Genomic DNA, 24,179 nt, shown 5'->3' on the forward strand with positions numbered 1-24,179 from the left:
ATCCGCCCGGGGGCGCCGGTCAGCAGGATGGGTCCATCGAGAACGACGGCCCACACCACCGGAGTCGACCATGAGAAAGCCCCTGCGCACCCTGCTCGCCGCCGCCCTGCTGCTGGGCGTCACGGCGGGCCCGGCCACCCTCTCCCCCGCCTTCGCGGCCACGGCCCCGGCCCCGGGCACCGAGGTGACGGCCCCCGACCTGTCCGCGGTGATCGCGGGGCTGCCGCGCGCCGACGCGACGGCGGCCCTGGTCCGGGTCGGCGGCACCGAGGGCACCTGGGCGGGGAGCGCCGGGGTGCGCGACCTGGAGTCGGGGGCGCCGGCCGATCCGGCGGCCCGCTTCCGGGCCGGTTCGGTGACGAAGGTCTTCACGGCGGCGACGGTGCTCCGGCTGGCCGCCGAGGGCCGGATCGACCTGGACCGCACGGCCCGCTCGTACCTGCCGGACCTGATCCCGGGGCGGTACGCGACGGTGACCGTCCGCCAGCTCCTGAACCACACCCACGGCATCCCCGCCGCGGACCTGCCCGGGGCGACCGTGGAGGAGTGGTACGCGCACCGCTTCGACGTCCACGACCCGGAGGACCTGGTCCGCTCGGCGACGGCGAAGCCCCGCGAGTTCCGGCCGGGGACCCGGCAGCACTACCTGAACATCGGTTACACGATCGCGGGCCTGCTGGTCGAGCGGGTCACCGGCGACTCCTTCGAGCACGCGGTGGAGCGGCGGATCCTGCGCCCGCTCGGACTGCGGGACACCTATCTGCCGGGGCGCGAGGCGGAGATCCGGGGCGCGTACAACCACGGCTACCAGCTGATGCGGCTGGAGGACGGGACGACGGGGCTGCGGGACGCGTCGGTGTGGCGGGCGACGGACGGCTGGGCGGCCGGCGACCTGGTGTCGACCACGGCGGACCTGGAGCGCTTCACCCGGGCCCTGTTCGCGGGCCGGGTGGTGCGCGGTCCGCTCCTGGAGGAGATGTTCACCCTGCCGGAGGTGGCGGACTTCTCGACCGGGGCCCCGGCGGCGTACTCGGCGGGACTGTCGATGAAGAGGCTCGGCGGGCGCGAGGTGTGGGGCAAGACCGGCGGCCGCTGGGGCTACAACGCGGCCATCGCCTCGACCCGCCGCGGGGAGCGGACCCTGGTCTACAGCGTCAACTCGACGGACGCGAAGGGCCAGGACGCCCCTCCGACGGTCCTCGCGCTGATGGTCGCGGCCTACGGCCTGCCCGGCTGATCACCAGCGGTCCCCGTGCAGGACCTGCTCGCGGGGGATCCGCCGGGCGGGGCGGAAGTCGGTGCCGATCGTGTACGCGACGGGGATGAAGGCGGCCTGCATGACCTCCCCGTAGGGGATGCCGAGGACGGCGGCGAACTCCCGCTCCAGCGGCAGGTTCCCGGTCGTCCACACGGTGCCGAGGCCGCGCTCGCGGGCGGCCGGCATGAAGCTCCACGCGGCCGGCAGGATCGACCCCCGGGTCCCGGCCTGGTGGGTGACGGAGAGCCCCTCGGTCCGCCCCTCCACGCAGGGGATGACGTAGGCGGGCACCTCGTGCAGGTGCCGGTACAGGTGGCCGACGCCCGCGTACACCCGGTCCATCACCCCGGGCGCGACCTCGGCCCGGCGCACGTCCCGGGCGGGCAGCGGCTGGTGGGCCCCGGGCGCGTCCAGGGAGGCCCGCCACAGGTCGGCGAGGACGGCCCGGCGCTCCGGGTCGGTGACGATCACGAAGTGCCAGCGCTGCCGGTTGCGGCCGGTGGGCGCCTGGACGGCGAGGTCGACCCAACGCGACGGCGTACGGGCAGGTGCTGCTGGCCGCGCCGCCGGCGGAGCTGCCCCGGCACACCCGGCACACGGTGGTCGTGCCGGGGGCGCCGGCCGGCCGGCTGGCCCGGGTGCGGGCGGCGGGACTCGCGGTCTGCGCCGAGGAGTTCCGGCTGGGCGAGGTGACGGTGGCGGCTCCGGTGCGGGGGCCGGCGGGGACGGTCGCCGCGCTGGGCGTGACCGTCCCCACCGGCGTCCCCCTGGACCGGGTGGCGGCGGCGGTCCGGGCGGCGGCTACGCGGGTACGGCCTCCGGTGCCGCCGCCGTCGCCGTGACGGCCTCCAGCCGCTTGATCATGCGGCGGACGTGGATCAGGGGCAGGATGCCGAGGACCCCGAAGGACATGTCGATCACCGACCACCAGAAGGGGATGTCCCGGATCGGCCCGCAGATCAGCGCGAGGGGGATGATGCCGACGCAGGCGATCATGCCGAACTCGACGACCCAGACGTTGCGGACGGGGTCGCGGTACACGCCGTGGAAGGCGACGGCGATGACGAGGTGGGCGAAGGCGAGCCAGTCGGTGCCGTAGAGGAGGTACGGGGCGTCGGCGCCGGCCGCCTCGACCCCGCCGGCCACCTTGTGGATCCATTCGGCGAGCCCGGGCAGGGCCTCCGCGACCGGCGCCGCCCAGCCGGTCAGGGAGGAGTCGAGCCAGCGGAGTTCGGTGACGAGCGGGAAGGCGGTGGCCCCGCTCAGGACGAGACAGACGACGAAGAAGATCAGCCAGGCGCGGATGCGCGCGAGAAGGGCTCTCGGCCCGTTCGTGTCGCTCATGGGCACAGCGTACGCCCGCCCTGAACGTGTTCAAAAACGGGGGTGGCCGTGGTTCACAGGCCGACGATGCCGTTCCAGCGCCTGGCCATGTCCTTGCGTTCGGACGCGGTGATGTCGCGGGCGATGGAGAGCCGGCTCCGCATCTCCCGGTCCGGGAAGATCAGCGGGTCCTCGGCGAGCGCGGCCAGTTCCCCGTCGCCGGAGTCGGCGAGGACGGCCTGGGCGGCGGGGACGGGGCAGACGTAGTTGACCCAGGCGGCGAGTCCGGCGGCGACCTCGGGCTCGTAGTAGTAGTCGACGAGCTGCTCGGCGTTGGCCTTGTGGCGGGCGAGGTTGGGGATCATCAGCGACTCGGCCCACAGCTCGCCGCCCTCCTCGGGGACGACGAACTCGATGTCGGGGTTGTCGGCCTGGAGCTGGATGACGTCGCCGGAGTACGCCTGGCAGGCCAGCACGTCGCCGCTCGCCAGGTCCTTGATGTAGTCGTTGCCGGTGAAGCGGCGGATGTGCTTCGCGGCGACCAGCTTCTCGACCTGCTCGCAGACGGCGTCGAAGTCGTCCCGGGTCCAGCGGGTGACGTCGGCGCCGTTGCCCTGCATGAGCAGGGAGATGGACTCGTCGAGGCCGGACAGGAGGGTGACCTTGCCGCGCAGGTCGGCGTCCCACAGCTGCCGGGTGGAGCGCAGCTCCCGGCCGAGCGCGCGCCGGTTGTAGGCGATGCCGGTGATGCCGGACTGCCAGGGCACGGAGTGGAGCCGTCCGGGGTCGAAGGCGGGCCGGAGGAGCTGCGGGTCGAGGTGGCCGGCGACGTTCGTCTGGGCGGCGCGGTCCATCTTCTGGACCCAGCCGAGGCGGACGAAGCGGGCGGCCATCCAGTCGCTGACGACGATGAGGTCGCGGTCGACGGGCTGGCCGTTCATCAGGGCCGGGCCGATCTTCCCGAAGAACTCGTCGTTGTCGTTGATCTCCTCGGTGTAGTGGACGTCGATCCCGGTGCGCTCGCGGAAGGCGTCGAGGCTGGGCCGCTTGCGGGGATCGTCGTCGTCGGTGTCGATGTAGAGCGGCCAGTTGGCGAAGGTGACGCTCCGCTCGCGGCCGGAGAGGTCCCGTCCGGCCCGCCGGTCCTCGGCGACGTAGGCGGGCTTCACGCCGCAGGCGGCGAGGAGGCCGGTGGCTCCGGCGGCGCCGAGGCCCCGCAGCAGGGACCGGCGGGGCAGGGTGTTCCTGGCTGTCGCTCTCACCCGGGAAGCATCGCCTCCGGCCGTGAGCCGTCGCAATGGACGGTCCGTCGAGCGGCACGGCACGGCCCCGACACCTTGTCGATCATCGGATCGACGGGTGCCGGGGCCGGGCCGTACGCGGTGCTACCGGGCGGTTCAGCCCAGCGAGGTCATCACGTGCTTGATGCGCGTGTAGTCCTCGAAGCCGTAGGCGGAGAGGTCCTTGCCGTAGCCGGACTTCTTGAAGCCGCCGTGCGGCATCTCGGCGACCAGCGGGATGTGGGTGTTGATCCACACGCAGCCGAAGTCGAGGGACCGGGACATGCGCATGGCGCGCTGGTGGTCCTTGGTCCAGACGGAGGAGGCCAGGGCGTACTCGACGCCGTTGGCGAACTCCAGGGCCTCGGCCTCGTCGGCGAAGGACTGGACGGTGATGACCGGGCCGAAGACCTCGTTCTGGACGATCTCGTCGTCCTGCTTGAGGCCGGAGACGACGGTGGGGGCGTAGAAGTAGCCCTTGTCGCCGACGCGGTGGCCGCCGGCCTCGACCTTGGCGTGGGCCGGGAGGCGGTCGATGAAGCCGGAGACCTGCTTCAGCTGGTTGGCGTTGTTGAGCGGGCCGTAGAGCACGTCCTCGTCGTCCGGCTGACCGGTCTTCGTCTCGCTCGCGGCCTTGGCGAGCGCGGCGACGAACTCGTCGTGGATGGACTCGTGGACGAGCACGCGGGTGGCGGCCGTACAGTCCTGGCCCGCGTTGAAGAAGCCGGCGACGGAGATGTCCTCGACGGCCTTGGCGATGTCGGTGTCCTCGAAGACGACGACCGGGGCCTTGCCGCCCAGCTCCAGGTGGACGCGCTTGACGTCCTTGGCCGCCGACTCGGCGACCTGCATGCCGGCCCGGACGGAGCCGGTGATGGAGGCCATCGCCGGGGTCGGGTGCTCGACCATCGCGCGGCCGGTCTCGCGGTCGCCGCAGATGACGTTGAAGACGCCCTTGGGGACGATCGAGCCGATGATCTCGGCCATCAGGACCGTGGAGGCAGGGGTGGTGTCCGAGGGCTTGAGGACGACCGTGTTGCCCGCGGCGAGGGCCGGGGCGAACTTCCACACGGCCATCATCATCGGGTAGTTCCACGGCGCGACCTGCGCACAGACGCCGACCGGCTCGCGGCGGATGATGGAGGTCATGCCCTCCATGTACTCGCCGGCCGAGCGGCCCTCGAGCAGCCGGGCGGCGCCGGCGAAGAAGCGGATCTGGTCCACCATCGGCGGGACCTCCTCGCTCGCGGTGAGGGCGACCGGCTTGCCGGTGTTCTCGACCTCGGCGGCGATCAGCTCCTCGGCGCGCTCCTCGAAGGCGTCGGCGATCTTGAGGAGCACCTTCTGGCGCTCGGACGGCGTGGTGTCGCGCCAGGCGGGGAAGGCGGCCGCGGCGGCCTCCATGGCGGCGTCGACGTCGGCCTGGCCGGAGAGCGGGGAGGTCGCGTACGCCTCGCCGGTGGCCGGGTTGATCACCTCGATGGTGCGGCCGTCGGCCGCGTCGCGGAACTCCCCGTCGATGTAGTTGCGCAGCCGGCGCAGCTCGGTGGTCACTTGCCACCCCTCCTGTCACGTTCTGTTCCGCACGGCCTTGTGCGGGCGTCCCGATGGGTGAGACACCTCAGCCTACTTGTTCGGCTGACGCTTTCAACAGCCCCGAGCCCCCTCGACTTCGGATTCGGTGAGATCCGAGCCCTCGGACAACGAATTACATCGCTCTGGGGTTGCGCGACTGCGCATCTCGGTGCACAGTGAGGACGTGGCCAGTCGAAGCTCAGACTCCAGAACCGGAACCGGTTCGTCCCCGACGATCGATGCCGTCTCCCTGGCGATCATCGAGCAGCTCCAGGAGGACGGCCGCCGCCCCTACGCCGCCATCGGCAAGGCCGTCGGCCTCTCCGAAGCGGCCGTGCGGCAGCGCGTCCAGAAGCTCCTCGACCAGGGCGTCATGCAGATCGTCGCCGTCACCGACCCGCTCACCGTGGGCCTCAGGCGGCAGGCGATGGTCGGCATCCACGTCGAGGGTGACCTGGATCCGGTCGCGGAAGCGCTGACCGACATGCCCGAGTGCGAGTACGTGGTGATGACCGCGGGCTCCTTCGACCTGATGGTGGAGATCGTCTGCGAGGACGACGACCACCTTCTGGAAGTCATCAACAAGCGGATCCGCACGCTCCCCGGCGTGCGCTCCACCGAGAGCTTCGTTTACCTGAAGCTCAAGAAGCAGACCTATATGTGGGGAACCCGATAACCGTGACCCAGGACCTCTCCAAGACTGCCTACGACCACCTGTGGATGCACTTCACCCGCATGTCGTCGTACGAGAACAGCCCCGTCCCCACCATCGTCCGCGGTGAGGGCACCTACATCTTCGACGACAAGGGCAAGCGCTACCTCGACGGCCTCGCCGGCCTGTTCGTGGTCAACGCCGGTCACGGCCGCCAGGAGCTGGCCGAGGTCGCGTACAAGCAGGCCCAGGAACTCGCCTTCTTCCCGGTGTGGTCCTACGCCCACCCGAAGGCCGTCGAGCTCGCCGAGCGCCTCGCGGACTACGCCCCGGGCGACCTCAACAAGGTCTTCTTCACCACCGGTGGCGGCGAGGCCGTCGAGACCGCGTGGAAGCTCGCCAAGCAGTACTTCAAGCTCCAGGGCAAGCACACCAAGTACAAGGTCATCTCGCGTGCGGTCGCCTACCACGGCACCCCGCAGGGCGCCCTGTCCATCACCGGCCTGCCGGCCCTGAAGGCCCCCTTCGAGCCGCTGGTCCCCGGCGCGCACAAGGTGCCGAACACCAACATCTACCGCGCCCCGATCCACGGCGACGACCCCGAGGCCTTCGGCCGCTGGGCCGCCGACCAGATCGAGCAGCAGATCCTCTTCGAGGGCCCCGACACCGTCGCGGCCGTCTTCCTGGAGCCGGTGCAGAACGCCGGCGGCTGCTTCCCGCCGCCGCCCGGCTACTTCCAGCGCGTCCGCGAGATCTGCGACCAGTACGACGTGCTCCTCGTCTCCGACGAGACGATCTGCGCCTTCGGCCGCCTCGGCACGATGTTCGCCTGTGACAAGTTCGGCTACGTGCCCGACATGATCACCTGCGCCAAGGGCATGACTTCGGGCTACTCCCCGATCGGCGCCTGCATCATCTCGGACCGCATCGCGGAGCCGTTCTACAAGGGCGACAACACCTTCCTGCACGGCTACACCTTCGGTGGCCACCCGGTGTCCTCGGCGGTCGCGCTCGCCAACCTGGACATCTTCGACAAGGAAGGCCTCAACCAGCACGTCCTCGACCAGGAGGGCAACTTCTTCAACACCCTGAAGAAGCTGCACGACCTCCCGATCGTCGGCGACGTCCGCGGCAACGGCTTCTTCTACGGCATCGAGCTCGTCAAGGACAAGGCCACCAAGGAGTCCTTCAACGACGAGGAGGTGGAGCGCGTCCTGTACGGCTTCCTCTCCAAGGCGCTGTACGACGCCGGCCTGTACTGCCGCGCCGACGACCGCGGCGACCCGGTCATCCAGCTGGCCCCGCCGCTCATCGCCGACCAGGGCACCTTCGACGAGATCGAGGGCATCCTGCGGAACGTGCTGACCGAGGCGTGGACCAAGCTCTAGGCACCCCCCGCCCCCGAGGCCCCCGGCCTCCGGGGCGCCCCCGGCACCACGCCGCCCTCACGGCGTGACCCCACGGCCCGGGCATGCCGCCATCCGAGTGGATGGCGGCGGCCCGGGCCGCGTGCCGTCCGTACAAACGGATCCGAATACTTACGGTGCCCAGTGACCGACAGGCCCGACCCTCGTTCCCCCGGACGGGGGAACGCAAGAATCGGATCCGACATCGAGGTGTACGCGATGGCCCCACCGGACAACGACGTGCTCTGGGCGCGTTCCCTGCACTGCTCCCTGGGCGGCACGGAGGCCCTCAGCGGCGTCTCCGTCGGCGTCCGCGAGGGCGAGATCCTCGCCGTGACCGGCCCCCGCGGCAGCGGCAAGACCACCCTCCTGCGCTGCCTCTCCGGCGAACTCCCCGCCCAGAAGGGCGAGGTCTGGTTCAACAGCGCCCCCGTCCACACCCTGCCCCCCGCCGGCCGCGAACGGCTCCGCCGCGAACGCTTCGGCTGGATCGGCCCCGAGCCCGGCCTCGTCCCCGAACTGACCGCCTGGGAGAACGCCGCCCTGCCGCTGCTGCTGCGCGGGGTCCCCCACAAGTCCGCGCGGACCACCGCCGTCGAATGGCTCGACCGCCTCGACATCGGCGCCTGCGCCCGGCTGCGCCCGCACGCCCTCACCCACGCGCAGCGCCAGCGCACCGCCATCGCCCGCGCGCTCGCCGCCGCCCCCTCGGTCCTCTTCGCCGACGAACCCACCGCCGCCCTGCACCGGGCCGACGGCGCGCAGGTGCTCCGCACCCTCACCGCCGCCGCCCGCTCGCACGGCATCACCGTGCTCCTCGCCACCCACGACGGCGAGGTGGCGGCGCTCGCCGACCGCACGGTCACCCTGCTCGACGGACGCCGGGCCGGCAGCGTGCCGCCCGCCACGGGGGCGGAGGGCGTCGCGGCGTGCTCGCTCTCCGTCTAGTCCGCGGCTCCCACCCGCTCGTCCAGCTGCGGCGGCTCCTCGTCGCCGCGGCCGCCGCCGGCGTGGGCTTCCTGCTGCTGTGCACCCTCGGCTACGCCGCCGGCCACCCCGAGCACTCCGCCGCCGCCGCGCTGCGACTGCTCTGGTGCGCGCTGCCGATCGCCGCCACCGTCCAGTTCGCCGTCGCCGTCGCCCGCACCGACCCGGCCACCCGGCCCCGGCCCGGGCTCTCCGCCGTCGGCCTCGGCCCGGCCAGGCTCACCGCCATCGCCGCCGCCTCCACCGCGGTCGCCTGCACCCTGGGCTCCGTGGCCGCCCTCCTGGTCTACCTGCACCTGCGCGGCGACATCACCGGCCTCCCCTTCGACGGCGCCGCCGCCGGGCTCCTCGCCGCCGACCGGCCGCTGCCCCTGGCCGCCGCCCTCACCCTCCTCGCGATCGTCCCGGTCACCGCCGCCACCGCCGCCGGACTCGCCCTGCGCCCCCGCACCGGCACCCCCGCCCCCGAGGGCGCCGCCCGGCCCGTGCCGAACGGGCTGCCGTGGGGCGTCGCGCTCATCGCCGTCGGCCTCGCCGTGGAGACGTACGCGGGACGCGGCGGCGGCGACGGCGTCGCCCTGCCCGGCCGCTTCGACGGCTCCCCCGCCGGCGTCCTCGCCGGCTGGGTCCTCACCGCTGCGGGCCTCGCGCTGGCCGGCCCCGGCCTCACCCACCTGTGCGGCCGGCTCCTCCAGACCGCCCGGCCCGGCGCCGTGCGGCTCCTCGCCGGACGGGTGCTGACGGACGAGGCCAGCCGCATCGGCCGCCCCCTCGGCGTGGTCTGCGCGGTCCTCTCCGGCACCCTCGCCGCCGCCACCGTGTACGGCGCCGGGGACGGCGGCACCGCCTTCGGTCCGCTCACCGGCCTCGGCGCCGGCGTCGTCCTGGCCTGCACCACGGCGACCCTGCTCACCGCCGCCCTGGAGTCCCGCCAGTGCCGGGCCCACACCACCGAGGCGCTGGCCCGGCTCGGCGCCCCGCCGACCGTGCTGCGCACCGCCGCCCTGCTGCGGGCCGGGGCGCTGCTCGCCGTCTTCCTCCCCCTCACCTGGCTGATCGGCGAGCTGGCGGCGCTGCCGCTGACCGCCTGACCGGGCCCGCCCCGGAAGGCCGGAAAAGCGGGAGGCCCCGTCGCCACGGGCCGCCTATCGTGGGCCCATGGCGACGCCCCCACCCCCGCCCCGCCCGCACCGGGACGAGCGCGAGATCCACACCCTGGACGAGTTCGACGCGTCGCTCTCCCGGCCCGGCGGCCTCGTCGGACACCGGATCCAGTCCGTCGACCTCACCGGCCGCACCTTCGCCCTGCTCTCCCTCTCCACCGCCGACGCCGTCTTCCTCGGCTGCCCGATGGAACCGGAGGCCGCGGCCAAGGTGCGGGCCGACGGCGCGCTGGTCTTCCCGCCCGTCCCCGACCTCCCCTTCGACCCGTACCGCAACCGGCTCTACACCCCCGACGAGCTGTACGAGGGCGTCGCCGCGCCCGGCGGCTACCCGGAAACCCCCGACGCCCTCTCCTACGCCTGGTTCGGCGCCACCCGCGCCGACGGCGACGTCTTCTCCTCCATGCTCCGCTCGATCCACGACGACGCCGTCGGCGACGCCCTCGACGAACACCTCGCGGGCCGGCGGGTCGTCGGCGTGATGGGCGGCCACGCCATGGGCCGGGGCACCGAGGCGTACGCGGGCGCGGCCCGCCTCGGCCGCACCCTCGCCCGCGCCGGGTACACGGTGGCCACCGGCGGCGGCCCCGGCGCGATGGAGGCGGCGAACCTCGGCGCCTACACCGCCCCCTTCGACGACCCGGCCCTCGACGACGCCCTCGCCCACCTCGCGAAGACCCCGTCCTTCACGCCCTCGGTGACCGAGTGGGCCCGCGCCGCCCTCGCCGTACGCGCGCTGCTCCCCGGCGGGGGCGACTCGATCGGCATCCCCACCTGGTTCTACGGCCACGAACCGCCCAACGCCTTCGCCGGGCACATCGCCAAGTACTTCACCAACGCGCTGCGCGAGGACGGCCTGCTCGCCCGCTCCACCGCCGGCGTCGTCTTCCTCCCGGGCGCCGCCGGCACCGTCCAGGAGATCTTCGACAACGCCACCCCGAACTACTACGGATCCCTCGGCGCCCCCACCCCCATGGTCCTCGTCGACCGCGCCCACTGGACCACCCGCCTTCCCGCCTGGCCCCTCCTGCGGACCCTCGCCGAAGGCCGCCCGATGGCCACCCGCATCACCCTCGTCGACTCCGTCGACGAGGCCCCGGCGGCACTGGCGCGCCTGGGGGCCGCGTAGGTGGACGTACTCGTGTGCGCCGGCTGCGGGGCGGAGCTGTCGGCACCGGTGGAGCGAGTGGCACTACCCCCGGAGGCCCACGCCTCGGTCCACCACGTGTGGATGCCCGCGCTCATGGAGCCGGGGACCTACGCCGTCGACCCCGACCCGTGGGGCCGGCCGTGGCGGCGCCGGGAGGACATGGACCCGTCCGAGGCCGCGGACCTCGGGGTGTACGCGCCCCTGTGGCCCCTCGCCACCGGCCCCCGGAACGTGCTCGTCCTCTCCCCCGGCGACACCCGCGGCACCCGGCTGCTGCCCGAGCGGTCCGGCGACTCCTGCCTCGGCATCGTCGCCGGTGACGAACCCAGCCTGCTGTGCGCCGGCTGCGGTCTCGGCGTCGGCTTCCGCGAGGACGACTGCGGCGTCTGGCAGACGGTCCGGTACGACCCCGGGGCCGTCGCCCCGCGGCCCCTCGGCGGCTCTCCGCCGGCCGCCCCGGTCCGGCCGCTGCCCCCGGTCGACCCGGAGGGCCACTGGGACATCCGCTGGACGGCCGGGGCCGGAACCGCCCTCGCCCGGCTGCTGGCCGCCTCCGGCGGCCGGCCCCTGGCCCTCCCCACCGGCCTGCCGACCGTGATGTTCGGCCGGGCCGTCGAGCGGCTGCTCCCGGCCGGGCCGCCCTCACTGACCGTCGGGCAGGCCGGCCCCGGCCTGCCCGGCACGGACGCCGACATCGTCCTCGTCCCCGCCGACCGACGGACCGGAGAGCCCTGGCGGCCCCCCGGGGACGCGGTCGCCGTCCCGCTTCCCGCACCCGTCTGGGCCTGGCTGACGGGCCCCGGGGAGACCTCCCCGACACCGGTGTCGGGGACGCTGCCGGCCCAGGTCGTCCGCGACGACTACCCCCACCCGGCCCGCCCCGGGTACCCCTTCCGCCCCGACCACCGCACGCTCCGCAGGACCCTGTCCCGCATGCCCGAGGTCCGCCGCCCCTGGCTCCGCGCCCTCTACGACCGGCTCTGACCGTCCCCGTCCAGCACCACGACCTCCTCCGCTTCGAAGGCCACCGTCACCTCCGTGCCCACTTCCGGCAGGCCGCGCAGCGGGAACTCCGCCTCCAGCGGCGGGCCGTCCGGCGGGTGCAGGACGACCGAGACGTGATGGCCGCGGAAGGTGCGGGACGCGACCCGGCAGGTCAGGCCCTCGGCGGCCACCCGGATGCCCGCCGGACGCACCAGCAGCGTCCGCTGCCCCCGGGGGGAATCCTCCGGGACGGGGATCCGGCCCCACGCCGTCTGCGCCACCGTCCCGGACACCGTCGCCGGGACGACGTTCTCGAAGCCCAGGAAGCGGGCCACGAACTCCGAGCCCGGCCGCTGCCACACCTCCACCGGCGTGCCCGACCGCACGATCCGGCCGTCCCGCATGACCACCACCCGGTCCGCGAGCGCGAACGCCTCCCCCTGGTCGTGGGTGACGGCCAGGACCGTCGTCCCGAGCCGCCCGAACAGCTCCCGCAGCTCCACCACGAGCCGCTCCCGCAGCCCCCGGTCCAGCTGCCCCAGGGGCTCGTCCAGCATCAGCAGCCGGGGCCGGGGGGCCAGCGCCCTCGCCAGCGCCACCCGCTGCTGCTCGCCGCCGGACAGCGAGGCCACCGCCCGCCGGCCCGCGCCCGGCAGTCCGACCAGGTCGAGCAGCGCCTCGACCCGCGCGCCCCGCTCGCCCTTCGGCACGCCGTGCATCCGCGGTCCGAAGGCCACGTTCCCGGCGACGTCCTGCTGCGGGAAGAGCTGGTGGTCCTGGAACATCAGGCCCACCCCGCGCCGGTGCACCGGCACCCCCGCCTGGTCGGCGCCGGCCAGCAGCACCCGGCCGGCGTCCAGCGCCTGGAGCCCGGCGACGGCCCGCAGCAGCGTCGACTTGCCGGAGCCGCTCGGCCCCAGCACGCACACGATCTCGTGCTCGGCGACCGACAGGTCCACCGCGTCGAGGACCGGCCGCGCCCCGAACCGTACGGTCGCTCCCTCAAGGGTCAGCATCAGAACTCCCCGGTGGTCCGGTCGGTCCGCAGCCGTTCGAGCAGCAGCAGGGACACCGCGCACACCACCATCAGAATCGTCGACAGGGCCATCGCCTGCCCGTAGTTGAGCTCGCCCGGCCGGCCCAGCAGCCGCGCCACCGCCACCGGCAGCGTCGGGTTGTCGGGCCGGGCGATGAAGACCGTCGCGCCGAACTCGCCCAGCGACACCGCGAAGGCGAACCCGGCCGCGATCAGCAGCGCCCGCCGCACCAGCGGCAGGTCCACCTCCCGCCAGGCCCGCCACGGCGACGCGCCGAGCACCGCCGCCGCCTCCCGCAGCCGCTGGTCCACCGCCCGCAGCACCGGCAGCATCGTGCGTACGACGAAGGGCACGCCGACCAGCGCCTGCGCGAGCGGTACGAGGATCCAGCTGGCCCGCAGGTCGAACGGCGGCTCGTCCAGCGTGATCAGGAAGCCGAAGCCGACCGTCACCGCCGAGACCCCGAGCGGCAGCATCAGCAGCGCGTCGAAGCCCCGCACCAGGCGTCCGGCCCGCCGGGTCAGCGCCGCCGCCGCGAGCCCGCCGACGACCACCGCGATCGCCGTGGCCGCGACCGCGTACCGCAGCGAGTTCCCGACCGCCGCCAGCGGCGGCACCAGGAACGTCCCGGCCTCGTCGAGCGAGCCGAGCGCCCGGTAGTAGCGCAGCCCGTACCCCTCCGGCGTGGCGAAGGAACGCTCCACGAGCACGCCCAGCGGCAGCAGGATCAGCACCGCCACCGAGGCCAGCACCCCGCCGAGCAGCGCCCACTGGCCGAAGCCGCGCGGCCGGCGCGCGGTCAGCTCCGGGGGGACCAGCCGCAGCGCCGTCTCGCGCCGCCGCACCGTCCGGGCGTGCACCGCGAGGATCGCGCCGACCGCCGCGAACTGCACGAGCGTCAGCACGGCCGCCGTCCGCAGGTCGAGCAGCCGGGCCGTCTGCCGGTAGATCTCCGCCTCCAGCGTCGTGTACGCGTCCCCGCCGAGGATCTGCACGACGCCGAACGACGTGAACGTGAACAGGAAGACCATCAGCGCCGCCGCCGACACCGCGGGCACCAGGGCGGGCAGCGTCACCGCCCGCCACGCCCGCCACCGGGACGCGCCGAGCACCCGGGCCGCCTCCTCCTGGCGCGGGTCGAGCTGCGCCCACAGCCCGCCGACGGTCCGGACGACGACCGCGTAGTTGAAGAAGACGTGCGCGAGGAGGATCGCCCACACGGAGGTGTCGAGCCGCAGCCCCCACAGCGCGTCGGTGAAGCCGCCCCGGCCCACCAGGGCCAGGAAGGCGGTGCCGACCAGCACCGTGGGCAGCACGAACGGCACGGTCACGACCGCCCGCAGCGCCCCCTTGCCGGGGAAGTCGAAGCGGGCGAAGACGTACGCCCCCGGCAGCGCCACCAGCAGCGTGAGCCCGGTGGAGGCGGCCGCCTGCCAGACGGTGAAGCCGAGCACGTCGAGGATGTCGGAGCGGCCCAGCATCCTCCCGATCGCGCCGGGGTCCCAGGCGCCGTCGGGCCGCAGCCCGCGCTCGACGATCGACACGACGGGCCAGGCGAAGAAGAACGCGAAGAACGCGACGGGCAGGGCCATCAGGCCCAGCCGCGCCGCGCTCCCCTTCACGTCGCGCCTCACTTGAGGAGCGACGACCACTGCTGGATCCACGCCTCGCGCTTCTCGGCGATCCTCTCCGGCTCCATCGTCTCCGGCTTCCCGACGACCACGCCGTGCTTCGTGAACAGCTCCGGCAGGGTCGCGTCCTTCGCCACCGGGTTCACGAACATCTGGAGCGGCATGTCGTCCTGGAACGTCTTCGAGAGCAGGAAGTCGATCAGCGCCCTGCCGCCCTCGGGGTTCTTCGCCCCGTCCAGCAGGCCCGCGAACTCGATCTGCCGGAAGCAGGTGCCGGTGGACACCCCGGTGGGGGCCTCCTTCGGCTGCGGCTCGGCGTACAGCACCTCGACCGGCGGGCTGGAGGCGTAGGAGACGACCAGCGGGCGGTCGCCCTTGGCCTCCTTGCCGCCGGCCGAGCCGGAGAACTCCTGGTTGTAGGCGAGCTCCCAGCTGTCGACGGTCTTCACGCCGTTCGCCTTCAGCTTCGACCAGTACTCCTGCCAGCCCGCGTCGCCGTACTTCGCGACGGTGCCGAGGAGGAAGCCGAGGCCCGGGGAGGACCGCTCGGGGTTCTCCACCACGAGGAGGTCCTTGTACTCGGGCTTCGCCAGGTCGTCGAAGGTCTGCGGCGGCGCCAGCTTCCTGTCCGCGAAGTACTTCTTGTCGTAGTTGACGCAGATGTCGCCGGTGTCGATCGGGGTGACCCGCTTGTCGAGCTTGAGGGCGTCCGGGACCCGGTCCAGGCCCTTCGCCTCGTACGTCACGAAGATGCCGTTGTCGACGGCGCGGGAGAGCAGGGTGTTGTCGACGCCGAAGAAGACGTCGCCCTGCGGGGAGCCCTTGGTCAGGATCTCCTTGTTGACGGCCTCGCCCGCGTCGCCGGCCTTCAGCACCTTCACGGTGAAGCCGGTCTGCTTCGTGAACTCCGCCAGCACCTCCTTCGAGGCGTTGAAGGAGTCGTGGCTCACGAGGGTCACGGTCTTCGGCGCGGGCTCGCCGGACTTGCCCGCGGCCTCGCGGGCGTCCTCCGTGGAGCAGGCGGCGAGGCCGGTGACGCCGAGCGCCGCGGCCAGCGCGACGGCGGCGGCCTTCCTGGTGTTCATGTGTTGTCCTCCTGGGTGGGACCAGAAGGAGACGCGGCCCCGCCCACCCGGAGGTGGGCAGGGCGCAACAGCTCGAGTTACGACCGAACTTCCTACCCAGAATGACCTGGGCGAGGTTCAGAGGGTCTGCGGTCTACGGTTACCGCACTCTCAGCGCTGTGGCGCTCCCCTGTCGGAATATGCAGGTGTGTTCGAGCACAGGGTACAAGGTCAGCGTTCGGAGGCCGCCAGCTGTCCACAGGCGCCGTCGATCTCCTGGCCGCGGGTGTCGCGGACGGTCACCGGCACGCCGTGCCGGGCGATCGCGTCGACGAACGCCTTCTCGTCCTCCGGGCGGGAGGCGGTCCACTTCGAGCCCGGCGTCGGGTTCAGCGGGATCAGGTTGACGTGCACGCGCTTGCCCTTGAGCAGCTTGCCGAGCAGGTCGCCGCGCCACGCCTGGTCGTTGATGTCCCGGATGAGGGCGTACTCGATGGAGATCCGGCGACCGGACTTCTCCGCGTACTCCCAGGCGGCGTCCAGCACCTCCCGCACCTTCCAGCGGGTGTTCACCGGCACCAGGGTGTCGCGCAGCTCGTCGTCGGGGGCGTGCAGGGAGACGGCGAGGCGGCACTTGAAGCCCTCGTCGGCGAAGCGCAGCATCGCCGGGACGAGCCCGACGGTGGAGACGGTGATCCCGCGCTGCGACAGGCCGAGGCCGTCGGGCTCGGGGTCGGTGAGCCGGCGGATGGCGCCGACGACCCGCTTGTAGTTGGCGAGCGGCTCGCCCATGCCCATGAAGACGATGTTCGACAGCCGCGCGGGCCCGCCGGGGACCTCGCCGTCGCGGAGCGCGCGCATGCCGTCGACGATCTGGTGCACGATCTCGGCGGTCGACAGGTTCCGGTCGAGTCCGGCCTGGCCGGTCGCGCAGAACGGGCAGTTCATGCCGCAGCCGGCCTGCGAGGAGATGCACATCGTCACCCGGTCCGGGTAGCGCATCAGGACGGACTCGACGAGCGTGCCGTCGTGCAGCCGCCACAGGGTCTTGCGGGTGGTGTCGTCGTCGCAGGAGATGTGCCGCACCACCGACATCAGGTCGGGCAGCAGTTCCCCGGCCAGCTTCTCCCGCGAGGCGGCCGGGATGTCCGTCCACTCGGCGGGGTCGTGCGCGTAGCGCGCGAAGTAGTGCGTCGACAGCTGCTTGGCGCGGAAGGGCTTCTCGCCGATCGCGGCGACGGCCTCCTTCCGCTCGGCGGGCGAGAGGTCGGCAAGGTGCCGCGGCGGCTTCTTGGCTCCGCGCGGGGCGACGAAAGTGAGTTCTCCGGGGGCCGGACGAGCCACGGCGGCGTCTCTCCTCAAACAGGCACGAGGTCGGAACGTCCCGCGACGGCGGGGGCACGGCACTGCGGTGCCGGAGCGACCTCACTGGACCCGTCCCCGCGGTGGCGAGGACGACGAAAGGGCCCGGGACACACGCCCCGAGCCCTTCCAGAGTACCCGCTGCCCGTCAACCCGCTCCGCCGAAGAGCGCGAGCGGCAGCCCCCGCCCGGTCAGCCCGTGCCGACGAACAGCGCCAGCAGCAGCCACACCACCGGCGCGGTCGGCAGGAGCGAGTCGAGCCGGTCCATGCTGTGTCGATGTGCGGCTCCGCCGCGTGGCGCCGTGGCCGGGCAGCCGACCCCGACGAACAGGCCCCGCCCGGCCCGGTCAGCCCGTGCCGACGAACAGCGCCAGCAGCAGCCACACCACCGGCGCGGTCGGCAGGAGCGAGTCGAGCCGGTCCATGATGCCGCCGTGACCGGGGAGGAGCGTGCCCATGTCCTTGATGCCGAGGTCCCGCTTGATCATCGACTCGCCGAGGTCGCCGAGCGTCGCGCTCGCCGCCACCGCCAGGCCGAGGAGCAGGCCCTGCCACCAGGTGCCGTCGTCGATCAGGAACTGCATGCACAGCGCGCCGGCCGCCATCGCGAAGGCCACCGCGCCGAGCAGGCCCTCGCGGGTCTTGCCGGGGCTGATCCGCGGCGCCAGCTTGTGCTTGCCGAAGCGCCAGCCCACCGCGTACGCCCCGGTGTCGCTGACCACCGTGAGCAGCAGGAAGGTCAGCACCCGCCACGGTCCGTCGTCGGCGGTGAGCAGCATCGCCACGAAGGTCGCCAGGAACGGCACGTAGAACGCGGCGAAGACGCCCGCCGTGACGTCCTTCAGGTACCCCTCGGGGGGTTCCGTCATCCGCCAGACGAGCACCGCGAGCGCGGTCAGGGCCATCGCGACCCAGGCGCCCTCGGGGCCCCGCACGTATCCGGCGACGACCATCGCGGCCCCGCCGACCGCGAGCGGCACCAGTGGCGCCCTGATCGCCTTGCGCTCCTGGAGCCGGGAGGTCAGCTCCCACAGGCCGACGACCACGGCCACCGCCACCACGCCGACGAACGCCGGCTTCCAGATGAACAGCGACGCGATGATCACGGCCCCGAGACCGACGCCGACCCCTATGGCCGCGCCCAGGTCCCGGCCCGCGCTCTTCTTCTGCCGCGGCGCGGGGGCCGCGGGCGGCGGAGGAGGCGGGACGGGGCTGGGCATGGGCTCCTGCGGGTGCTCGTGCGGGGTCTCGTCACGGAACAGGGGACCGCTCGGGTGAGCGGCCCCCCGTCCGTGTCCGTCCTGGAATCCGCCGGCGGGTACGTCGGGCACGATGGGCATGGGGCGAGTCTGCGCCGCCTGGTGCCGATCGTGGGCGGGACCCGCCGGGGCAGGCCCCTGGTCGGGTCCGCCGAGACCTGAACCGGCCGCCGGCGCCCCCCAGGATGAGTCGTTCATCAGACCTCGAGGAGCTCGGCTTCCTTGTGCTTCAGCAGCTCGTCCACCTGCGCGACGTACTTCGCGGTGGTGTCGTCGAGCTCCTTCTCCGCGCGGCGGCCCTCGTCCTCGCCGACCTCGCCGTCCTTGACGAGCTTGTCGATGGTCTCCTTGGCCTTGCGCCGCACGGAGCGGATCGAGATCTTGGAGTCCTCGGCCTTGCCCTTGGCGACCTTGATGTAGTCCCGGCGGCGCTCCTCGGTCAGCTCCGGGAAGGTCACGCGGATGATGTTGCCGTCGTTGCTCGGGTTGACGCCGAGGTCCGAGTCGCGGATGGCCTGCTCGATGTTGCGCAGGGCGCTCTTGTCGAACGGGGTCACCACGGCCATGCGCGGCTCCGGCACCGAGAACGACGCCAGCTGGTTGATGGGGGTGAGGGCACCGTAGTAGTCGGCCACGATCTTGTTGAACATCGCCGGGTGCGCACGGCCGGTGCGGATCGCGGCGAAGTCCTCCTTGGCGACCACGACCGCCTTCTCCATCTTCTCCTCGGCCTCGAGGAGGGTCTCTTCGATCACCACATGCTCCTGCGTGTCGTCGCGTTGTGTCGGTTGAGAGCGGGCTTCAGGCCCGGGTGCCCTGGTCGCTCACGAGCGTGCCGATCTTCTCACCCGTGACGGCGCGCGCGATATTGCCCTCGGCGAGCAGTTCGAAGACGAGGATCGGGAGCTTGTTGTCGCGGCACAGGGTGATGGCGGTGGCGTCGGCGACCTTGAGGTCACGCGTGATGACCTCGCTGTACTCCAGGGCGTCGAACTTGACCGCGCCGGGGTTGGTCCGCGGGTCGGAGTCGTAGACGCCGTCCACGCCGTTCTTGCCCATGAGCAGGGCTTCGGCGTCGATCTCCAGCGCGCGCTGGGCGGCGGTGGTGTCCGTGGAGAAGTAGGGCATGCCCATGCCGGCGCCGAAGATGACCACGCGGCCCTTCTCCAGGTGGCGCACGGCCCGCAGCGGGATGTACGGCTCGGCGACCTGGCCCATGGTGATGGCGGTCTGGACGCGCGAGTCGATGCCCTCCTTCTCCAGGAAGTCCTGGAGGGCGAGGCAGTTCATCACGGTGCCGAGCATGCCCATGTAGTCGGAGCGGGCCCGGTCCATGCCGCGCTGCTGGAGCTCGGCGCCGCGGAAGAAGTTGCCACCGCCGATCACGATGGCGATCTGGGCGCCGTCGCGGACCACGGCCGCGATCTCACGCGCGATGGCGTGCACGACGTCCGGGTCGACACCGAGACCGGTACCGCCGGAGAAAGCTTCCCCGGACAGCTTCAGCATGTAGCGGCCGAGCTTCTTGCCGCTGTTGTCGTCGTGGCCCTGTTCGGCGCCCTGATTCATGGAGATCTCCTCGTACACATACGAAGAAGGCCATTGCCTTGGGTCCTCGTGGGTTTCCCGTACGGCAATGGCCTCCTCGTCACATCTGCGGTCGTCCCGCGCGGAGCGGGACGACTGTCTCAGACCCTACCCGGGTCCGGTGTCCGTCGCGTGTGGCGGACGGACTCAGATGCCGACCTTGATGCGGGTGAAGCGCTTCAGGGTGACACCGGCCTCGTTGAGGACCTGCTGGACGGACTTCTTGTTGTCCAGGGCGTACGGCTGGCCGAGCAGCGTGGCGTCCTTGAAGAAGCCGTTGACGCGACCCTCGACGATCTTGGCGATCGCGGCCTCGGGCTTGCCCTCGGCGCGGGTGGTCTCCTCGGCGATGCGGCGCTCGGACTCGACGACCTCGGCCGGGACGTCCTCACGGGTGAGGTACTTCGGCGCGAAGGCGGCGATGTGCTGCGCGACGCCCTTGGCGACCTCGGCGTTCTCCTTGTCGAGCTCGACGAGGACGCCGATCTGCGGCGGGAGGTCCGGCATGGTGCGGTGCATGTACGCGGAGACGTAGCCGTCGGCGTAGGCCGCGAAGCGGTCCAGGACGATCTTCTCGCCGAGGTTGGCGTTGGCCTCGTCCACGAAGGCCTGCACGGTCTTGCCGGCCTCGATCTCGGAGGCGAGCAGGGCCTCGATGTCGGCCGGCTTGGTGGCGGCGACGTGCGCGGCGAGGGCGTTGGCGACGGCGAGGAACTTGTCGCCCTTGGCGACGAAGTCCGTCTCGCACTTCAGCTCGACGAGGACGCCGGAGGTGTTGTCGTCGGCGATGAGGGAGACCACGGCGCCGTTCTCGGCGGAGCGGCCCTCGCGCTTGGCGACACCCTTCTGGCCCTTGATGCGCAGGGCCTCGACGGCCTTGTCGACGTCGCCGTCGGCCTCTTCGAGGGCCTTCTTGCAGTCCATCATGCCGGCGCCGGTGAGCTCACGGAGCTTCTTGACGTCAGCGGCGGTGTAGTTCGCCATGAGTCTGTTTCTCTCTCGAAGTCAGAAAGATCTACGAAGATCTACGGCGGGACGGCGGGGGCTTCTTGGGCCCCCGCCGTCACCTCCGTGGTGTTCCGGAGTGCGGAAGGGTCAGGCCTGCTCGGCCGGAGCCTCGGCCTCGGCGGCCGGGGTCTCGACCTGGGCCTCGGCCTCGACGGCCTTCTCGGTCTCGGCGGAGGACTGGACCTCGGCGCCGGCCTCGTCGGCCTTCTTCTCACCCTCGAGCAGGTCGCGCTCCCACTCGGCGAGGGGCTCGCCGGCGGCCTTCTCGCCCGGCTTCGAGTCGCCGGTCGCGGCGCCGGAACGGGCGATGAGGCCCTCGGCGACGGCGTCGGCGATCACGCGGGTGAGCAGGGTGACGGAGCGGATCGCGTCGTCGTTGCCCGGGATCTTGTAGTCGACCTCGTCGGGGTCGCAGTTGGTGTCGAGGATCGCGACGACCGGGATGTTGAGCTTGCGAGCCTCGCCGACGGCGATGTGCTCCTTCTTGGTGTCGACGATCCAGACGGCGCTCGGCACCTTCTGCATCTCGCGGATACCACCGAGGGTCTTCTCCAGCTTGGCCTTCTCGCGCGAGAGGACCAGGAGCTCCTTCTTGGTGAGACCCGACGCCGCGACGTCCTCGAAGTCGATCTGCTCGAGCTCCTTGAGGCGCTGCAGACGCTTGTAGACGGTGGAGAAGTTGGTGAGCATGCCGCCCAGCCAGCGCTGGTTCACGTAGGGCATGCCGACGCGCGTCGCCTGCTCGGCGATGGCCTCCTGGGCCTGCTTCTTCGTACCGACGAACATCACGGAGCCACCGTGGGCGACGGTCTCCTTGACGAACTCGAAGGCGCGGTCGATGTACGACAGCGACTGGAGCAGGTCGATGATGTAGATGCCGTTGCGCTCGGTGAAGATGAAGCGCTTCATCTTCGGGTTCCAGCGACGGGTCTGGTGACCGAAGTGGACGCCGCTCTCCAGCAGCTCCCGCATCGTGACGACGGCCATGGCCGTATCTCCTTGGGTTTCTCGGTTGTGTTCCTGACGCCCCGGCGCGCCGTGCCACGAAGGACCGAAAGGCGCTGCCACCGCGCTCTGCGAGACGAGTGGCGGGGCGTGCGAAGTCGACCCGGTGACCCGGGTCGCCATAGGAAGTGTACGGGACCCCGGGAGCGACGGGTGACGGCACTGTCCACAGGCCGCCACTTGTCCACAGAAACCGGCCCCGCCCGCCGGGCGCCGCCCCGCCCGGGGAGGCTCTCCCCATGCAGCTCACGACCGTCTTCCTCGCCCTCGCCCTGCTCTGGCCGGTGGGTCCGCCGACACCCGGGATCCTGCGCGGCTGGCAGCCGCCACCCGGCCCGTACGCCGCCGGACACCGCGGTGTCGACCTCGCCGCACCCCCCGGCACCCGCGTCCTCGCCCCCGCCGCCGGCACCGTCGCCTTCGCCGGCCCGGTGGGCGGCCGCGGCGTCGTCACCCTCACCCTCGCGGGCACGGGCACTCCCCCGCTCCGCACCACCTTCTCCCCCGTCACCCCGCTGACCGGCGAAGGCACCCGGGTCACCGCGGGAACCCCGATCGCCGAAACGGCCCCCGGCACCCACTGCGCCACCTCCTGCCTCCACTGGGGCCTGCTCCGCGGCACGACCTACCTGAACCCCCTCCTCCTGACCCCCCGATCACACTCCCGCCTGCTCCCGCTGGCCGGGTAGCGGGGGGCACGGGGCACGGGGAGGGGCGGGGGGCGGGGGGGCGGGGGGGAGAGGGCCCCTGGTTCAGGAAGGGGTGGGGCCGGTGACGCCGTGGAGGGCCAGGGAGACCGCCGCGTCGGCGACGACCGTCGGGTCCTCGGCGGCGCCGAGTTCGATGCGGCGGACGGCGGCGTCGACGACGCCCTGGAGGAGCATGGCGCCGAGGCGGGGCTCGGGCACGCCCAGGTCGGCGAGGGCTTCGACGACCATGGCGACGAGGCCGCCGTGGGCGGCGCGGATCTTCTCGCGGGCGCCGTCGTCGAGCTCACCGGCCGAGATGGCGACGACGGCGCGGTGGCGGCGGTCGCCGACGAGGTTCAGCTGGGTGCGGACGTAGGCGGCGACCTTGGCGTCGGGGGTGTCGGCGTCGGCCATCGCGAGTTCGACCTCGGCGGCCCAGACGGGGAAGTCGACCGCGCACAGTTCCTCGACGACGGCGGCGCGGGAGCGGAAGTACTCGTAGACCGAGGAGCGGGCGAGGCCGGTGCGCTCGGCGAGCGCGGGGAAGGTCAGCGCCTCCGTCCCGCCCTCGGACAGCAGGGAACGCGCGGCGTCCAGGAGGGCGCCGCGCTGCATGGTCCGGTGCTCGGCCACGGAGGCCGCTCGAATCCTGGGCACGGCTCCACTGTACGACCGGTGGGGCCGGGTCAGCGCCCCACATCGGCCAGCTTGGCGCGGAGCTGCAGGACGGACTTGGTGTGGATCTGGCTGACGCGGCTCTCGGTGACGCCGAGGACGTTGCCGATCTCGGCGAGGGTCAGGCCCTCGTAGTAGTAGAGCGTGACGACGGTCTTCTCGCGCTCGGGGAGGGTGTTGATGGCGCGGGCGAGCAGCCGGCGCAGCTCGCGGTCCTCGGCGACCTCGACGGGGTTGTCGGCGGCCGTGTCCTCCAGGGTGTCCATGAGGGAGAGCCGGTCGCCGCCCTCGCCCCCGACGTGCAGCAGCTCTTCCAGGGCGACGACGTTGGCCAGGGACAACTGGCTGAAGACCGCGTGCAGTTCCTCCAGCTGGATGCCGAGTTCGGCGGCGACCTCGCTCTCGCTGGGGGTGCGGCGGAGCTGGGCTTCGAGGGTGGCGTAGGCGCGCTCGACGTTGCGGGCCTTCTGGCGCACGGAGCGGGGGATCCAGTCGAGGGCGCGGAGTTCGTCGATCATCGCGCCGCGGATGCGGGTGATGGCGTAGGTCTCGAACTTGATGGCGCGCTCGACGTCGAACTTCTCGATGGCGTCGATGAGGCCGAACACCCCGGAGGAGACGAAGTCCGCCTGTTCGACGTTGGACGGCAGGCCGACGCTGACGCGTCCGGCGACGTACTTGACGAGGGGCGAGTAGTGCAGGATCAGCTGCTCCCGCAGCCGCTCGTCGCCGGTGGACTTGTACGAGCGCCACAGCTCGTCGAGCGAGGTCGGCGCGGCCGGCCGCACGGTGCCCCGGGCTGCTGGGGGCACCGCAGCGCGGTCAGACCCGGAGGTGTGCTGGGGCATGCGTTGCCTTGAGCCGTTCTGCTGTCGGGTGCGTCGGTCTGGGTGTCCTGTGGGGAATCCTGGTGAGCGTAGCGTGAGTGCGGTGTCGCGGTGAGCGAACGGCAGCGGATCGCGCCGGTCCGGGTGGACGCGGTCGGCCACATCTTCGAACGGGGGTCGTGGCGCGTGTCGGCCCCGCTGGTGCGGCCGAGAGAACTCGGTTGTTCATCGGGCTCACCTTTTCACCCGAATGCG

The 24,179-nt window shown here is 72.5% G+C and carries 23 protein-coding genes, 1 pseudogene and 1 riboswitch; of the genes and pseudogenes, 9 read left to right on the forward strand and 15 right to left on the reverse strand.

What is annotated here, in order from left to right; all coding sequences use genetic code 11:
* Positions 1 to 70 precede the first annotated feature (70 nt).
* Entirely contained in the window at positions 71 to 1,237 is a 1,167-nt protein-coding gene (locus tag ACFW6A_RS16210) for a serine hydrolase domain-containing protein (protein ID WP_351843335.1), read from the forward strand.
* On the opposite strand, the pseudogene ACFW6A_RS16215 reads toward ACFW6A_RS16210, so the two are convergent.
* Positions 1,238 to 1,771 (reverse strand): annotated as a pseudogene (locus ACFW6A_RS16215) (nitroreductase family protein); the annotation flags it as partial.
* Between the two features lie 35 nt (positions 1,772 to 1,806).
* Between ACFW6A_RS16215 and ACFW6A_RS16220 the strand changes: the two are divergent.
* Positions 1,807 to 2,100 (forward strand): IclR family transcriptional regulator C-terminal domain-containing protein, encoded by a 294-nt coding sequence (locus tag ACFW6A_RS16220; RefSeq protein ID WP_386641148.1) that lies wholly within the window; start codon positions 1,807 to 1,809, stop codon positions 2,098 to 2,100.
* Here ACFW6A_RS16220 and ACFW6A_RS16225 read toward each other — a convergent pair.
* The 3 genes from ACFW6A_RS16225 to ACFW6A_RS16235 all read right to left on the reverse strand — a co-directional run bounded on the left by ACFW6A_RS16225 (position 2,060) and on the right by ACFW6A_RS16235 (position 5,415).
* Positions 2,060 to 2,602, reverse strand: a complete 543-nt coding sequence (locus tag ACFW6A_RS16225) for a hypothetical protein (protein ID WP_351843341.1) — start codon at positions 2,600 to 2,602, stop codon at positions 2,060 to 2,062. The genes ACFW6A_RS16220 and ACFW6A_RS16225 overlap by 41 nt on opposite strands.
* Before the next feature lie 53 nt (positions 2,603 to 2,655).
* Complete coding sequence (locus ACFW6A_RS16230; RefSeq protein ID WP_351843468.1) at positions 2,656 to 3,819, reverse strand: spermidine/putrescine ABC transporter substrate-binding protein; 1,164 nt, start codon at positions 3,817 to 3,819, stop codon at positions 2,656 to 2,658.
* A 159-nt stretch (positions 3,820 to 3,978) separates the two neighbouring features.
* Positions 3,979 to 5,415 carry a gamma-aminobutyraldehyde dehydrogenase gene (locus ACFW6A_RS16235; protein WP_351843343.1) on the reverse strand — a complete coding sequence of 479 codons (1,437 nt, stop codon included), beginning with the start codon at positions 5,413 to 5,415 and terminating at the stop codon, positions 3,979 to 3,981.
* A 205-nt stretch (positions 5,416 to 5,620) separates the two neighbouring features.
* Between ACFW6A_RS16235 and ACFW6A_RS16240 the strand changes: the two genes are divergently transcribed.
* From ACFW6A_RS16240 to ACFW6A_RS16265, 6 genes are all read left to right on the forward strand, one after another.
* Positions 5,621 to 6,112: an Lrp/AsnC family transcriptional regulator gene (locus ACFW6A_RS16240; protein ID WP_351103073.1), complete on the forward strand. Its 492-nt coding sequence runs from the start codon at positions 5,621 to 5,623 to the stop codon at positions 6,110 to 6,112.
* On the forward strand, positions 6,097 to 7,476 hold the full coding sequence (locus ACFW6A_RS16245; protein ID WP_351843345.1) for an aspartate aminotransferase family protein: 1,380 nt from the start codon (positions 6,097 to 6,099) through the stop codon (positions 7,474 to 7,476). The genes ACFW6A_RS16240 and ACFW6A_RS16245 overlap by 16 nt, the downstream gene beginning before the upstream one ends.
* Positions 7,477 to 7,713: 237 nt before the next feature.
* Positions 7,714 to 8,442, forward strand: coding sequence for an ATP-binding cassette domain-containing protein (locus tag ACFW6A_RS16250; RefSeq protein WP_351843347.1), 729 nt, complete (start codon positions 7,714 to 7,716; stop codon positions 8,440 to 8,442).
* Positions 8,424 to 9,572, forward strand: a complete 1,149-nt coding sequence (locus tag ACFW6A_RS16255; RefSeq protein ID WP_351843349.1) for a hypothetical protein — start codon at positions 8,424 to 8,426, stop codon at positions 9,570 to 9,572. The genes ACFW6A_RS16250 and ACFW6A_RS16255 overlap by 19 nt, the downstream gene beginning before the upstream one ends.
* Before the next feature lie 67 nt (positions 9,573 to 9,639).
* Positions 9,640 to 10,773, forward strand: a complete 1,134-nt coding sequence (locus ACFW6A_RS16260) for a Rossmann fold nucleotide-binding protein (RefSeq protein WP_351843351.1) — start codon at positions 9,640 to 9,642, stop codon at positions 10,771 to 10,773.
* Entirely contained in the window at positions 10,774 to 11,778 is a 1,005-nt protein-coding gene (locus ACFW6A_RS16265; RefSeq protein ID WP_351843353.1) for a hypothetical protein, read from the forward strand.
* Here ACFW6A_RS16265 and ACFW6A_RS16270 read toward each other — a convergent pair.
* The 9 genes from ACFW6A_RS16270 to rpsB form a co-directional block, all read right to left on the reverse strand.
* Complete coding sequence (locus ACFW6A_RS16270; RefSeq protein WP_351843355.1) at positions 11,763 to 12,794, reverse strand: ABC transporter ATP-binding protein; 1,032 nt, start codon at positions 12,792 to 12,794, stop codon at positions 11,763 to 11,765. The genes ACFW6A_RS16265 and ACFW6A_RS16270 overlap by 16 nt on opposite strands.
* Positions 12,794 to 14,407, reverse strand: coding sequence for an iron ABC transporter permease (locus ACFW6A_RS16275; RefSeq protein ID WP_351843470.1), 1,614 nt, complete (start codon positions 14,405 to 14,407; stop codon positions 12,794 to 12,796). The genes ACFW6A_RS16270 and ACFW6A_RS16275 overlap by 1 nt, the downstream gene beginning before the upstream one ends.
* A 38-nt stretch (positions 14,408 to 14,445) precedes the next feature.
* Positions 14,446 to 15,531, reverse strand: a complete 1,086-nt coding sequence (locus ACFW6A_RS16280) for a thiamine ABC transporter substrate-binding protein (RefSeq protein ID WP_351843357.1) — start codon at positions 15,529 to 15,531, stop codon at positions 14,446 to 14,448.
* A 71-nt stretch (positions 15,532 to 15,602) separates the two neighbouring features.
* Positions 15,603 to 15,712, reverse strand: a riboswitch (TPP riboswitch).
* Between the two features lie 29 nt (positions 15,713 to 15,741).
* Entirely contained in the window at positions 15,742 to 16,854 is a 1,113-nt protein-coding gene (gene rlmN, locus ACFW6A_RS16285) for a 23S rRNA (adenine(2503)-C(2))-methyltransferase RlmN (protein WP_351843359.1), read from the reverse strand.
* A gap of 367 nt (positions 16,855 to 17,221) precedes the next feature.
* Complete coding sequence (locus ACFW6A_RS16290) at positions 17,222 to 18,331, reverse strand: phosphatidate cytidylyltransferase (protein WP_351843361.1); 1,110 nt, start codon at positions 18,329 to 18,331, stop codon at positions 17,222 to 17,224.
* On the reverse strand, positions 18,331 to 18,888 hold the full coding sequence (gene frr / locus ACFW6A_RS16295; RefSeq protein ID WP_031008629.1) for a ribosome recycling factor: 558 nt from the start codon (positions 18,886 to 18,888) through the stop codon (positions 18,331 to 18,333). Before frr ends, ACFW6A_RS16290 begins: the two co-directional genes overlap by 1 nt.
* Positions 18,889 to 18,934: 46 nt before the next feature.
* Positions 18,935 to 19,702, reverse strand: a complete 768-nt coding sequence (gene pyrH, locus ACFW6A_RS16300) for a UMP kinase (RefSeq protein ID WP_043227002.1) — start codon at positions 19,700 to 19,702, stop codon at positions 18,935 to 18,937.
* A 165-nt stretch (positions 19,703 to 19,867) separates the two neighbouring features.
* Positions 19,868 to 20,704, reverse strand: a complete 837-nt coding sequence (tsf, locus tag ACFW6A_RS16305; protein ID WP_351843364.1) for a translation elongation factor Ts — start codon at positions 20,702 to 20,704, stop codon at positions 19,868 to 19,870.
* Positions 20,705 to 20,815: 111 nt separating this feature from the next.
* Positions 20,816 to 21,715, reverse strand: coding sequence for a 30S ribosomal protein S2 (gene rpsB, locus ACFW6A_RS16310; RefSeq protein ID WP_351843366.1), 900 nt, complete (start codon positions 21,713 to 21,715; stop codon positions 20,816 to 20,818).
* 257 nt (positions 21,716 to 21,972) lie between these two features.
* Between rpsB and ACFW6A_RS16315 the strand changes: the two genes are divergently transcribed.
* A complete protein-coding gene (locus ACFW6A_RS16315) occupies positions 21,973 to 22,422 on the forward strand; it encodes a M23 family metallopeptidase (RefSeq protein WP_351843368.1) in 450 nt (149 codons plus the stop codon).
* Positions 22,423 to 22,485: 63 nt separating this feature from the next.
* Here ACFW6A_RS16315 and ACFW6A_RS16320 read toward each other — a convergent pair whose 3' ends face one another.
* Positions 22,486 to 23,055 (reverse strand): TetR/AcrR family transcriptional regulator, encoded by a 570-nt coding sequence (locus ACFW6A_RS16320; RefSeq protein ID WP_351843472.1) that lies wholly within the window; start codon positions 23,053 to 23,055, stop codon positions 22,486 to 22,488.
* A 53-nt stretch (positions 23,056 to 23,108) separates the two neighbouring features.
* The gene (gene whiG / locus ACFW6A_RS16325; protein WP_169094468.1) at positions 23,109 to 23,945 is read right to left on the reverse strand and encodes an RNA polymerase sigma factor WhiG; all 837 of its coding nucleotides are present in this window, start codon (positions 23,943 to 23,945) and stop codon (positions 23,109 to 23,111) included.
* Positions 23,946 to 24,179 lie beyond the last annotated feature (234 nt).

It is taken from the genome of Streptomyces sp. NPDC058758 (assembly GCF_042746075.1).
In the GTDB taxonomy this organism is placed as follows: domain Bacteria; phylum Actinomycetota; class Actinomycetes; order Streptomycetales; family Streptomycetaceae; genus Streptomyces.